The organism is Chryseobacterium cheonjiense (assembly GCF_012927265.1).
Taxonomy (GTDB): domain Bacteria; phylum Bacteroidota; class Bacteroidia; order Flavobacteriales; family Weeksellaceae; genus Chryseobacterium; species Chryseobacterium cheonjiense.
The window spans coordinates 743,324-756,039 of record NZ_JABBGF010000002.1 but is presented as its reverse complement, the minus strand read 5'-3'; the positions used below and the strand labels follow the sequence as shown (position 1 = coordinate 756,039).

10 protein-coding genes are annotated in these 12,716 nt (G+C 38.7%); 5 read left to right on the top strand and 5 right to left on the bottom strand.

What is annotated here, in order from left to right:
• The first annotated feature begins 131 nt into the window (after window positions 1-131).
• On the top strand, window positions 132-323 hold the full coding sequence (locus HHL20_RS14090) for a bacteriocin-like protein (protein ID WP_169231807.1): 192 nt from the start codon (window positions 132-134) through the stop codon (window positions 321-323).
• A 75-nt stretch (window positions 324-398) separates the two neighbouring features.
• Here HHL20_RS14090 and HHL20_RS14085 read toward each other — a convergent pair whose 3' ends face one another.
• The 5 genes from HHL20_RS14085 to HHL20_RS14065 all read right to left on the bottom strand — a co-directional run bounded on the left by HHL20_RS14085 (window position 399) and on the right by HHL20_RS14065 (window position 6,576).
• Window positions 399-1,619, bottom strand: coding sequence for an aminotransferase class V-fold PLP-dependent enzyme (locus HHL20_RS14085; RefSeq protein WP_169231806.1), 1,221 nt, complete (start codon window positions 1,617-1,619; stop codon window positions 399-401).
• A 427-nt stretch (window positions 1,620-2,046) separates the two neighbouring features.
• Entirely contained in the window at window positions 2,047-2,691 is a 645-nt protein-coding gene (locus tag HHL20_RS14080) for a 50S ribosomal protein L25/general stress protein Ctc (protein WP_169231805.1), read from the bottom strand.
• Window positions 2,692-2,747: 56 nt separating this feature from the next.
• The gene (locus tag HHL20_RS14075; protein ID WP_169231804.1) at window positions 2,748-3,686 is read right to left on the bottom strand and encodes a ribose-phosphate pyrophosphokinase; all 939 of its coding nucleotides are present in this window, start codon (window positions 3,684-3,686) and stop codon (window positions 2,748-2,750) included.
• Window positions 3,687-3,771: 85 nt separating this feature from the next.
• Complete coding sequence (locus HHL20_RS14070; protein ID WP_169231803.1) at window positions 3,772-5,331, bottom strand: SGNH/GDSL hydrolase family protein; 1,560 nt, start codon at window positions 5,329-5,331, stop codon at window positions 3,772-3,774.
• A 9-nt stretch (window positions 5,332-5,340) separates the two neighbouring features.
• A complete protein-coding gene (locus HHL20_RS14065; RefSeq protein ID WP_169231802.1) occupies window positions 5,341-6,576 on the bottom strand; it encodes an OmpP1/FadL family transporter in 1,236 nt (411 codons plus the stop codon).
• A gap of 274 nt (window positions 6,577-6,850) precedes the next feature.
• Here HHL20_RS14065 and HHL20_RS14060 point away from each other — a divergent pair, with 274 nt between their 5' ends.
• From HHL20_RS14060 to HHL20_RS14045, 4 genes are all read left to right on the top strand, one after another.
• Window positions 6,851-8,257, top strand: a complete 1,407-nt coding sequence (locus HHL20_RS14060; protein ID WP_169231801.1) for a PSP1 domain-containing protein — start codon at window positions 6,851-6,853, stop codon at window positions 8,255-8,257.
• A complete protein-coding gene (locus HHL20_RS14055) occupies window positions 8,250-8,714 on the top strand; it encodes a gliding motility lipoprotein GldH (RefSeq protein ID WP_169231800.1) in 465 nt (154 codons plus the stop codon). The genes HHL20_RS14060 and HHL20_RS14055 overlap by 8 nt, the downstream gene beginning before the upstream one ends.
• A 6-nt stretch (window positions 8,715-8,720) precedes the next feature.
• Window positions 8,721-11,099, top strand: a complete 2,379-nt coding sequence (locus tag HHL20_RS14050; protein ID WP_169231799.1) for a penicillin-binding protein 1A — start codon at window positions 8,721-8,723, stop codon at window positions 11,097-11,099.
• A gap of 75 nt (window positions 11,100-11,174) precedes the next feature.
• Window positions 11,175-12,716: a protein adenylyltransferase SelO gene (locus HHL20_RS14045; RefSeq protein ID WP_169231798.1), complete on the top strand. Its 1,542-nt coding sequence runs from the start codon at window positions 11,175-11,177 to the stop codon at window positions 12,714-12,716.

The window sequence follows — 12,716 nt, the reverse complement described above, 5'->3', positions numbered from 1 at the left end:
AGATTTTAATTTTCTTTGGATAAATATAAAATTTCTGGCAGAAAGAAAAAATTTCCAATTTTGGTTTTAATTATATTATTATTTTTCATAACTTAGTGAAATAATTACAAATAACTAAATTATAATATATTATGAAAAAACTAAGAAAACTTCAAAGAGAAAACTTAAAGCAGGTTTTGGGTGGTCACACCTGTCCTGCCAACACTTATCACATTACTTATAATGGTTACCACGCCTGCTGCCTGCAAATTCCTACGGGAAATCCATGCACGTCAACCAGCTGTCTGGTACCGATTGAAATGTGCGAATCCGGTCTTAATTAAAATTGCTGATAATTAAAACAGACCCGGGCGGAAAAATTTCCGCCCGGGTTTTTTTATTGAAAGAAAATTCAGAGATTAGCTGAGCATTCTCTGCGCTTTTTTCACACCTTCTACAAGAAGATCAATTTCATTAAAATCATTATAAACGGCAAAACTTGCTCTCACGGTTCCCGCAATATTGAAAAAGCTCATAATGGGCTGGGTGCAGTGATGCCCGGTTCTTACGGCAATACCCAGTTTATCGAGAATCATACCAACATCAGAAGCAATTCCTACTCCTTCCAGATTAAAGGAAACTACACCGGTTCTGTTAGCTTTTTCGCCATAAATTTTTATACCATCCAATTCTAAAAGTTTTCTCTGGGCATATTCCAGCAATGCATTTTCATGATTCTGAATATTCTGCTGCCCTACTTTCAGAATAAAATCCACCGCTGCGCCCAAGGCAATATTTCCTCCCACATTCGGTGTTCCCGCTTCGTATTTAAAAGGCAGTGGTGCATAGGTGGTCCCATCGAATGAACAGGTGGCAATCATTTCACCTCCTCCGTGAAACGGCGGCAGTTCTTCAAGAATATTTTCTTTACCGTAGAGAATTCCTGTACCCATTGGCGCGTACATCTTATGTCCTGAAAAAACGTAGAAATCACAGTCCATTTTCTGTACATCAATTACGAAATGCGGTGCAGACTGGGCTCCGTCGATTACAATATAGGCGTCTGTATTTTTTCTTGTTTTCTCTATGATTTGCTCAATAGGATTTACAATACCCAACGCATTGGAAACATGATTTACCGAAACCACTTTTGTTTTTTCACTTAAAAATTCATCCAGTATATCCAGCTGAAGTATTCCGTTCTCGTCAATAGGAATAACTCTCAGTTTCGCACCGGTCCTTTCACAAAGTAGTTGCCAAGGTACTATATTGGAATGATGTTCCAGATAAGAGATAATAATCTCATCGTCTTTTTTAAGTTCTTGTGTTAAAATATAAGCAATAAGATTTAACCCCTCTGTTGTTCCTTTGGTAAAGATGACTTCGTAATCATGCTTTGCATTGATGAATTTCTGAATCTTCCTTCTGGAAAGTTCCATTTCCTCTGTTGCCAACTGACTTAGAGTATGAATTCCACGGTGTACATTGGCATTAATTTCTTTATAATATTGAGTCCAGACATCTAAAACGGAGTCCGGTTTTTGTGATGTCGCTGCATTGTCGAGATAAACCAACGGCTTACCATTCACCTTCTGATCTAATATAGAAAACTGACTTCTGATTTCCTGAATGTCAAACATTTATTAAAAATTTAAATTAAAACGTTCTTATTTAGAACTCTTCAAATTTACGGCTTTTTTTCGGATTGGGTTGATGGTTAATAGGTAGTGATTGATAGAAAGATTCAATCAAATGTATTAAATGTAAAATGCTCCTCTCCTTTAACGCTAAAAATCAGAAAGAATAGATATTTTTATGGATATTTTTTTGTTCGCAAGGGCGTTGTAGTCAGTAATGATAACAATGTTATCAAAATTATAAAAGCTTAAAGTCTGAAGACGATGATCACGAAGTTTTTGACTACTTCATGCCTCTAAGTTCACAAAGCTGTTTCACTTATAGAAGATTACAAAGAATCATAGCGTTACTTTCCTTTAGTCCCTAATTTTAGTCATAAAAAAACCTGCCAAAAGTTGACAGGTTTTATATAATCTGGATAAGTAAATCTTATTCTGCTGAAGCTTCTTCTGCTGCCGGAGCTGCTCCTTCTTCAGTTGCAACTTCTTCTTCATCTTCATCATCCATTGCTGCAGCACCACCTTTCATTGCATTTCTAGACATCTTAACAGCCACAACAACTGCATTGTCAGGGTGCATGAAAGTGTATCCTTCAGTTTTGATTCCACCGATGTAAAGTTTGTTCCCGATTCTTAGCGGGGTAACATCTACAACGATTTCGTCAGGTAAGTTAGCAGGGATAGCTTTTACCTTCAGTTTTCTGAAAGACTGACGTAAAACACCACCGGCAACAACACCTTTAGAACGACCAGTAATTCTTACAGGAACTTCCATAATAACTGGTTTATCATCAGCTAACTGATAGAAATCTGCGTGAAGAATTTTGTCTGTAATCGGGTGAAACTGAATATCCTGAAGAACAGCCGGAATTGTTTGACCATCAACCTCAATAGATACCGTGTGTGCTTCAGGAGTATATACCAAACCTTTGAATGCTTTCTCTTCTGCAGAGAAGTTCAATGGCTCACCACCTCCGTAAACAACACAAGGAACTAATTCAGCATCACGTAAAGCTTTTGTAGACTTTTTGCCCACGCTTTCTCTTTTTGTACCTTGAATTGTAATAGATTTCATTTATAAAAATTTAAAAATTTGTTTTAAAATTTAATTTGCAAGCTTTTGAATATCAATTAAATAATAAACTTACTACTGATTGACTGATGCTCATGAACCATCTTCATAACGTCTGCAAATAATGGGGCGCAAGATAGCACTTTTATTTTAGATGACAAATTATTTTTTACAGGAATCGAGTCAGTTACAATCACTTCCAAAAGTTTTGAGTTTTCAATATTCTCATACGCTTTTCCTGAAAGTACTCCATGCGTTGCCATTGCTCTTACCGTTTTTGCACCTTTTTCCATAAGGATATCCGCTGCTTTACAGAGTGTACCCGCCGTATCAATCATGTCATCAATAAGGATTACATTTTTTCCAACTACATCCCCGATAAGGAACATTTCTTCTACAACGTTTGCTTTTTTTCTTTCCTTGTAAGCAATTACAACGTCTGCACCCAGGTGGCCCGCATAGTTTTTTGCTCTTTTAGCACCTCCCATATCCGGAGAAGCAATAGTAAGATTCTCAAGGTTAAGGTCTCTGATGTAGTCTACAAAAATTGTTGAGGCATATAAATGATCTACCGGAATTTCAAAGAATCCCTGGATCTGATCGGCATGAAGATCCATCGTCATTACTCTGGTTGCTCCTGCAGCCGTTAAAAGATTTGCTACAAGCTTTGCACCGATTGGCGCTCTGGGTTTGTCCTTTCTGTCTTGTCTTGCAAGTCCGAAATAAGGAAGTACTACGGTAATGCTTTTTGCAGAGGCTCTTTTTGCCGCGTCAATCATTAGAAGAAGTTCTAAAAGATTGTCCGCCGGAGGGAATGTAGATCCGATCAGGAAAACTCTTCCTCCTCTTACAGACTCGTCCAAAACCGGCTCAAATTCTCCGTCACTGAACTCCTGAAAGTTGATTTTTCCTAATTCTTTCCCGTAATGCTGGGCAATTTTCTCTGCCAAGTCCTTGCTCGTCCTTGTACAAAATAGATAACTTAACTGATGGGCCATTTTTACTTTTTAAAAGATTTTGCAAATTTAAAAAAAAACCACAAGAATCTGTCTTGTGGTTTCTAAGTTTTTATTTTTATAGAAATTACGGGAAAGTAACTCCTGAATATTTATTGGCATCAACCTGCGGCAGATTAGATCTGTATTTCTTATTGATTGATTGAATAAACTCGTTGGCAACAATAGCATATCCTCTTCCGGTAAGGTGTACCCCGTCGAGAGAGAATGCGCCGCCGCTAACAAATTTTGCCGAATATTTAACACCATCATAGGTAATCCCGGATTTGCCATTAAGTTCAACCATCTTAGTATTTGCATCTACAAAAGCAAGACCGTAAGAATCTGCCATAGACCGGATGGATGTATTATAGGCATCAATTGCAGTTTTTACATATCCAGCTTCTGTTTTGGTTAAAACATGCTGATTCTGCAGAGGGTAAGAAATCCCGTAAATATTCACAGGAGCAGGAGCTCCCGGCGCTACACTTGCAATTACAGAACTTGAAGTAAGCAGAATATAATCTTCTGATGTAGCCTGTCTTGCCTGCCCAAATATCTGTCCGAAAGCAGTAGCTGTCGGCAATCCTAGTGAAGGAGTTAAAGCAGCAGTAAGCTGTGCCGAAAGATTGGTAAGCGACTCGTCTTTAATAAGAACAGGATTATTGGATGTAGCAGAAAGCAGATTAATTCTGTTACCGGCTCCGAAAGCAGTAAGGGCTTGTTTTAAAGGCCCGTATAAGCTTGTATTAAGCGTTGTCAGATTCGTTCCTAAAGCAGCAGGCGTTAAAGGGTTATAAGGAACTGTTGTAAAATAAGGTATTGAAGTAACGTAAGGTACGTTTGCAATAACTCCTTTTGTAGCTCCTACACTTTTAAGACCGTCTAAAACTCCTTTAATAGAAGCAGCAACGACATTCGGATGTGAAATATCATTTGACTTGTAGATTACAGGGCTCGCCGTTTCGGGCTGAACTGTTGCCGCAGTATATGTTGTAACCCCTCCTACTGTCTGAGAGTTCGTCCCTCCGCTTGTTGCGTAGAGCAGTACATCATTACTTCCTATCCAAAGAGAGAAGAATGTAGGAGTCTGGGACATTGCATCTGCCAATACAGAAGTTGTAGAAGATGATGCAAATCTTACAAAATAAGGATTCGCAGTTGCTGTTGCCAATCCTGCCGGGTTTCCGTATCCTGGTGCTACAAGATGATATGATTTCGCTCCCGGAACACCCATATTTTGATAAGGTCTTCCCGCAGCTACATTATCAAGAGCACCTCCTGCAGCACTCGGAACAGGAGTTAAAGATCCGTTTACCACCTGAAGCGTAAGTTTCCCAGCAAAGCCCGGAAGGTTATTGAAACCTCCGACATTATTAGGCATCAATGGCTGCTTAAAATCTCCGCCGCCTGCCAGTTTCATTTGCTGAGCAATCATGGAAGGGTAAGACTCATTTTGCCCTCCTGAATACAAAGCACCATCTCTATACCCTGAGGTTAATGAGTTTCCTAATGCTATATATTTAGAAAAGTTAGCTTCACCACTGGTTACCACAACATCTTTTACATCTGTATCAAAATCATCCTCGCAGCTCGTTGTAAATAAAAGTGCGGAAATCGCGAATGTAGAAATTATAATTTTTTTCATAGTCTTCAATTAAAAAGGATTGTAAGATAAACCTAAACCAAAATAGTACGCAGTTGCTTTAGCCTGTCCGTAGAATCCAAGGGTTTTATTATTTACACTTCGTGACTGAGGCATTGCATACCCTCCTGCAATATCTACCCCAAACTGTTTCAGCTTAAATCCTACACCCCCCGTTACAACATAAGTGTTGAAAGATGGTGTTTCAGGAATGAAATGGTCGTCAGAATAAGGGGATTCATCATAGTACGCTCCAAGACGCCCATAGATCATATTGCTAAATGCATATTGAGTTCCCAAACGGAATGTTTTGGCATTTCTGAAATTTTTAGGAGCAACAACAACGGTTGGATCTGCATTTCCCGTAGCCAAAGGAGCGCTTGCAAAATCAAGGGTAAGCTGGCTATATCTGGACCATCCGTGATAATTGAAATCTGCTGAAATCAACCATTTCGGAGTTACTTTGTACGTTAAGCCCACTGTATATTCTTCAACTAAAGGCAGCGTTGCCGTGAAGCCGTCCGTTCCGGAAGAATTCAGCCCTAATAAAGGGTAAATTGATGTAGACGGGAATTTGAAAGTTGCTGTACCGTCTTTCGCTTTCATATCAACAGGAGAACGGTAGGCAACACTTACGTCCACTTTAGGATCCGGTCTGAAATAAAAGCCGAAACTATATCCGTGACCGCTCGCTTTACTGTCAAGATTAAGCTGTCCTCCAAATTGAGTAATTGCTCTATCCCAGTTTACCGTTCCTCTTGCATAGATATAACTCGCTCCGAAAGCCAGCCAATCATTAAATTTATAAGAAACCATAGGCTGGAAATAGTAGCTTTTCAGTTCAAGTTTCTGAACCATTTCTTTTCCTTCCCAGTCATTTGGCCACTCTATAGTACTACCAAAGGGGGTTGTAAAGCTGAAACCAACAGTCAGCTTTTCAATAGGCCTATAGGTAACGGCAGCATAAATAGGCGTTCCTAATGGATTATCCGTCTCTGTGCTCTGTAATGTATTCAGATTTTGGAATGTAACCTTATTGCTTGCACCGAATCCACCGGCTACAATACTTAATTTCGAGGGAATAAATGACATACCTGCTGGATTAAAGAATGCCACACTCGCATCTTCAGCATGGGCACTGGTGTGTGCCATTGCCAATTGCTTTACCCCTTGCAGAGAAACCCTGAAGCCGCCTGCATAAGATAAAACACCTGCCAATAATGCAGTTGATACTAATATTTTTTTCATAGACTATTATTATATAACCCAAATATAAAATTATTTTACTTACGTCTGTTAATAAATCATAAAATTTTAAACAATAAAACCAAATAAAACTATGTTTAAAATAATACTTTCTTAGCATTTCATCTTAAATAATAGATTATAAGAAACTTAACCCTAACTAAATCACTGCTTTTGGAGTCTTGTTTAAAACTAAACACCTATGTTTCTGAATATTTGATTATTTTAGACCTCATAAAGATAAAAATCATAAATTTGCAAATTAAATATATTATATATGAGTTGTGGATGTAAAACATCCGGCGATTCTGCACATTCTTGCGGACCCAAGAAGACCGCGAATGGCTGTGAAAATGTAAATACCTGTGGTAATAGTTATAAATTAAGTGTTTTTGACTGGCTTTCCAACATCAACAATCCCGCACCAAACAGATGTGACTTTGTTGAAGTTAGATTTAAAAATGACAGAAAATCGTTTTATAAAAATGTAAATAATATTCCCTTACACATAGGTAGTGTAGTAACAGTAGAATCAAGTCCCGGACATGATGTAGGTGTGATAAGTCTCACCGGCGAACTGGTAAAGATTCAGATGAAAAAGAAAAAATTCTCTGAAGAATCTGTACAGAAAATATACAGGCTGGCCAACCAGAAAGACCTCGAGGTTTGGCAGGAAGCCCGAAAAAAAGAGGAAAACGTAAAGATAGAAGCTCGGAAAATTGCCCATCGGCTTGGCCTTGAAATGAAAATCACCGATGTGGAATATCAGGGTGATGCTTCAAAAGTAACATTTTATTACACTGCTGATAATCGCGTAGATTTCAGACAGTTAATTAAAGAATACGCAGGAGCATTCCGTACAAAAATCGATATGAAACAGATCGGTTTCAGACAGGAAGCTGCAAAAGTCGGAGGAATAGGATCTTGCGGAAGAGAATTGTGCTGCTCGACATGGCTTACGGATTTCAGATCGGTAAACACCAATGTGGCCCGATATCAGCAATTAAGTATCAATCCTCAAAAACTGGCAGGACAATGCGGTAAGCTTAAATGCTGTTTGAATTACGAACTGGACAGTTACCTTGACGCACTAAGTAATTTCCCGTCTTCTTCCACCACACTGGATACTGAAAAAGGAAGAGCATTCTGTATAAAGATCGACGTTTTTAAGAAGAAAATGTGGTTTGCGTACGTTGAAAACTCTATTGCCTGGTACGACTTCGATATTGATTTGGTTAAAAAACTGATTGCAAAAAACAAACGTGGCGAAAAGACCCTTCCGCTGGAAGACCTGAAACAGCCTGAAACGCCGTTTGCAAGCATAGACCTGATCCAGGAAAATAATGTTGATCGTTTTGAAAAGAAAGGGAGAACAAACAATAAAAACCGAAATCAGAACAGGCAAAACAACAATCAGAATAACCAGAATCAGGGGCAGAAAAAGAGCAACATCAAACCCGAGAGACAGGAACGTTCTGAAAGATCAGACAGACCTCAGAGACAGGAAAAGCAGCAAAACCAGAATCCGAATAATCAGCAGAAACAACAGAAAAACAGCCAACAGCCAAAACCTCAGTTGGAAAAAGTAGAAGCTGCTGCAGATTCTCAGGCTGATAAAAAGCCTAACCCGAATAAGAAAAAATTTAAAAAGAAGTTTCCTCCTAAAAAAGACAACAATGCGTAAAATCTTAGGATTATTCTCGCTTATCCTTTTCTTCAGCTGCAATTCTTCTTCAACAGAAGAAGTCATCATGAATTCCGTTAATAACAAATGGAATAAGAAAAGCGAACAGAAATTTAATCTTGAAGTTTCGGATCCGCAAAATCCTAAAAATATTATATTTGTTGTAAGAAACAATAACGAGTATCCTTACAGTAATATCAGGTTTATTGTAAAGTTTACCGATCTGCAGACTAAAAAAAAGCAGACCGACACGCTGAATTATGTTTTGGCAAAGCCGAACGGCGAATGGCTGGGAACGGGCTTCGGTGACACAAAGGAAACTTTATTTCAGTACAGACTGAATTACAGATTTCCGGCAAAAGGAAAATATGAAATCGGGCTTACACAGGCCATGCGAAATGACATCCTTCCGGGAATTGAAGATATTGGAATAAAAATAGAAACGGCTAAACCGTAATCATAAATGGAAGTGAACAAACAAAATACAGGAAATAAAGGGAAAACATTCCCTCTTCCTCCTAAGAAGAAAAATACCGGCTGGAAAAAGTGGGTGAAATTTATCTGGGTCGGACTTATTGCTGTAGTATTAGGAATTTCAGGACTTTTCTTTGCTGTTTCCCAAGGCTTTCTAGGGGAAATGCCGGATGTAAAGGAACTTGAAAATCCGGATATTTATGTAGCCTCCGAGATCTATTCTTCGGACGGTGTTTTGCTGGGTAAATTTGAAAAAGAAAAAACCCAGCCTATCATTTATAAAGATCTTCCTCCTTATCTGGTTTATGCCTTACAGGCGAAAGAAGACGAACGTTTTAAAGAACACTCAGGGATCGATTTACAATCAGTTGCCAGAGCAGTTGCATACGGCGGAGGCCGTGGCGGTGGTTCCACAATTACTCAACAGCTTGCCAAACTGCTCTTTACAAATGGCGCTTCTCAAAACAAAATTGAAAGAGCATTCCAGAAATTAAAAGAATGGGTTGTTGCCGTAAGTCTTGAAAAGCGATATACTAAAGAAGAAATCGTTACTTTATATTTTAATAAATTCGATTTTCTTTATAACGCCAACGGTATTGAAATGGCATCCAAGATCTATTTTAATAAAAAAACATCAGAGCTTACTTTACCGGAAGCAGCTATGTTTGTGGCAATGCTGGAAAATCCTGTAAAAAATAATCCGATGAGAAATCCTGAAAAAGCAAAAGCAAGAAGGGATGTCGTTTTGGAGCAAATGTTAAAAACAGGATACATTGATCAGGCTACTTATGATAAAGCAATTGCAACTCCTATTACTTTAGATTATCATCCGATCAAAAACATCAATGATGATTATTCTGCTTATTATAAGTTTTATTTAAAAAAGGAAATTGACGCTTATCTTAAGGATTATGAAAAAGAAAACGGGAAAAAGCTGAATCTTTTTAAAGACGGCTTAAAAATCTACGTTACTCTGGATTCTAAGATGCAGAAATATGCCGAAGAAGCAATCAGAGAGCATTTAACAGATCTTCAGAAAAGATTTGATGCTGAACAAAGAGGCAGAAAAGACTGGCCCTTCTATTACCTTAACAGCAAGCAGATCAATGACCTGATGGTTCAGGCTATGAAAAGAACCGGACGATACAAGCAGCTGAAAGCAGCTGGAGTTTCCGAAGATTCTATCATGATGGAATTCAAAAAGCCTATTAAAACATCACGTTTCACATGGGCCGGAGAAGAAGAGGTGGAAATGTCACCTTGGGATTCTATCAGATGGCATAAGAAAGTAGCTCAGGCAGGATTAATGTCAATGGTTCCAGGAACAGGAGAAATAAAAGCCTGGGTAGGAGGAATCGACTGGCAGCACTTCCAGTATGATCATATCAAACAAGGAAAAAGGCAGGTAGGATCTACCTTCAAGCCTTTCGTATATGCTACCGCAATTATGAAACTGGGAATGACTCCTTGTTCCGTGGTTTCTAATGCAAGTTTTAACAAAGGAACTTACCACGTACCGGGAAGAGGCGGAATGCTCACTTTGAAAGACGCTTTAGCACACTCTCAGAACCCTGTAGCATTAAGACTTGCTGAAATGACGACTACACAAAGTGTTATTCAGACCGCAAGAGATCTTGGGGTAACAGAGGAAATTTCCACAAGTCTTCCGATGGCATTAGGTTCATCTGATATTACAATCTACGAGATGGTGGGAGCTTACAGTACTTTTGCCAACTATGGTAACTACAACAAACCGGAGATGATCTGGAGAATTGAAGATGCCAACGGAAGAGTAATTAAGGAAGTAAATGTGGAACCTAAAGAAGTAATGAACCCGCTGTACGCTTATACCATGATTGAATTAATGAAAGGTGTGGCGCAGTACGGTACCGCTTCCGGAGAATTGGGAAGAAAAGGAATTTCAAAAGATATAGAAATTGCAGGTAAAACCGGTACAACCCAGAATAATTCAGATGGATGGTTTATGGGTATCGTTCCGAAACTGGCAACAGGTGCCTGGGTTGGCTGGGAAGACAGAGCTACCCACTTCTACGGAACCGGTGAAGGGCAGGGAGCTAAAATGGCGCTTCCGATATGGGCTATTTTCATGAAGAAAGTATGGGCAGATAAAAGCCTCGGAGTTTCTCCGGACGATAAGTTTGTGAAACCTTCCGAATGGAAAGACGGCTGTTCCAACCTTAAAGGGTTAGGATCCGGTTATGGAGACGACGGCGGACTACAAACCCTGGACGAAATCAAAAACCCAAAACCGATAGAACCTTCAGGACCAAAAACACCGGGCAAAAAAGAAGAAAATGTAAACGAGAATCTTAACAGCAGTGAAGATATAGACTTCAATAATAAATAAATTCTCTTTTAGTTATATACAGGACCTTTCAATGATTTGGAAGGTCTTTTATTTTTTAATTAATACCTTTGAGTTATGAATACTGAAAACATCCATCAACCCTTTATAAAAAAGTTTCCGGGAGATTTTTCCGGCAACACCATGCAGAGAAATACCCCGAAAGTTTTATTTTCAACTGTAAAACCAGCAGGTTTCGATCATCCGAAACTTATTGCTTTTAATGAAAAACTTTCCGAAGAAATCGGCTTGGGTCAATTCGAAGAAAAGGATCTTAGCTTTTTAGTTGGGAATAACCTTCCTGAAGACATGAAAACCTACTCTACTACTTACGCAGGACATCAGTTTGGAAACTGGGCCGGACAGCTGGGCGATGGCAGGGCGATACTTGCCGGAGAGATCACCAACGAAGCAGGACAAAAAAATGAGATCCAATGGAAAGGCGCAGGAGCAACTCCTTATTCCAGACATGCAGACGGAAGAGCCGTATTGAGGTCTTCTTTACGTGAATATCTGATGAGTGAAGCGATGCACAATCTCAATATTTCTACAACCCGAGCATTAAGCTTAGCATTTACAGGAGAAGATGTTGTAAGAGACATCATGTATAACGGAAATCCTCAAAATGAAAAAGGTGCAGTGGTTATCAGAACAGCAGAAAGCTTTTTACGTTTCGGACATTTCGAATTAATGTCTGCCCAACAGGAATATACTACCTTGAAGGAGTTGGCCGACTTTACTATTGAAAATTATTTTAAAGAAATCCAGGCGGAAGGACAGCAGAAATACAAAGATTTTTTTGAAAATATATGCCGCAGAACCGCTGATCTGATGGTAGAATGGTACCGTGTAGGATTTGTTCATGGTGTGATGAACACCGATAACATGTCGGTTTTAGGTCTCACTATTGATTACGGTCCTTATTCCATGATGGATGAGTACAATCTTAATTTCACACCCAATACCACCGATCTTCCCGGACGAAGATATGCTTTCGGAAAACAGGCGCAGGTTTCACAGTGGAATCTATGGCAGCTAGCCAATGCATTGCATCCTTTAATAAAAGATGAGAAATTTTTGGAAGATGTATTAAATGATTATGGAAGTTATTTCTGGGAGTCTCATGATAAAATGCTTTGTAAAAAATTCGGTTTTGATCAGTTATTGGATAATGATGAAAAATTCTTCACCAACTGGCAAAGTCTGATGCAGGATCTTCAAATGGATTATACTTTATTCTTTAATGAACTTGAAAAGTATGATGAACAGAAAGATCTAAGGCAACAGTTTGAAAACGTTTCTTATACATTTTTAAGTGAGGAAAAAATTTCCAGATTATCAGATTTTATAAGAGAATATAAGTCAAGATTGGAAAAAAACGGTATTTCAAGAGAAGAATCTCTTGAGATTATGCATAAGACAAACCCAAAATTCATTTTAAGAAATTACCTTTTGTACCAGTGCATTGAAGAAATCAACGAAGGAAAAACAGATATGCTGCACAAATTACTCCACGCCCTTGAAAATCCTTACCATACCATTTACCCCGAATTTTCAGCAAAAAGACCATCTGGTTATGATGATGTTTCCGGATGTTCGATGCTTTCTTGCAGTTCGTAA

What these genes read in the sequence shown, in the direction of transcription:
- HHL20_RS14090 (WP_169231807.1), top strand. Translation starts at nt 132, where the DNA reads ATGAAAAAACTAAGAAAACTTCAAAGAGAAAACTTAAAGCAGGTTTTG.
- HHL20_RS14085 (WP_169231806.1), bottom strand. Translation starts at nt 1,619, where the DNA reads ATGTTTGACATTCAGGAAATCAGAAGTCAGTTTTCTATATTAGATCAG.
- HHL20_RS14080 (WP_169231805.1), bottom strand. Translation starts at nt 2,691, where the DNA reads ATGAAATCTATTACAATTCAAGGTACAAAAAGAGAAAGCGTGGGCAAA.
- HHL20_RS14075 (WP_169231804.1), bottom strand. Translation starts at nt 3,686, where the DNA reads ATGGCCCATCAGTTAAGTTATCTATTTTGTACAAGGACGAGCAAGGAC.
- HHL20_RS14070 (WP_169231803.1), bottom strand. Translation starts at nt 5,331, where the DNA reads ATGAAAAAAATTATAATTTCTACATTCGCGATTTCCGCACTTTTATTT.
- HHL20_RS14065 (WP_169231802.1), bottom strand. Translation starts at nt 6,576, where the DNA reads ATGAAAAAAATATTAGTATCAACTGCATTATTGGCAGGTGTTTTATCT.
- HHL20_RS14060 (WP_169231801.1), top strand. Translation starts at nt 6,851, where the DNA reads ATGAGTTGTGGATGTAAAACATCCGGCGATTCTGCACATTCTTGCGGA.
- HHL20_RS14055 (WP_169231800.1), top strand. Translation starts at nt 8,250, where the DNA reads ATGCGTAAAATCTTAGGATTATTCTCGCTTATCCTTTTCTTCAGCTGC.
- HHL20_RS14050 (WP_169231799.1), top strand. Translation starts at nt 8,721, where the DNA reads ATGGAAGTGAACAAACAAAATACAGGAAATAAAGGGAAAACATTCCCT.
- HHL20_RS14045 (WP_169231798.1), top strand. Translation starts at nt 11,175, where the DNA reads ATGAATACTGAAAACATCCATCAACCCTTTATAAAAAAGTTTCCGGGA.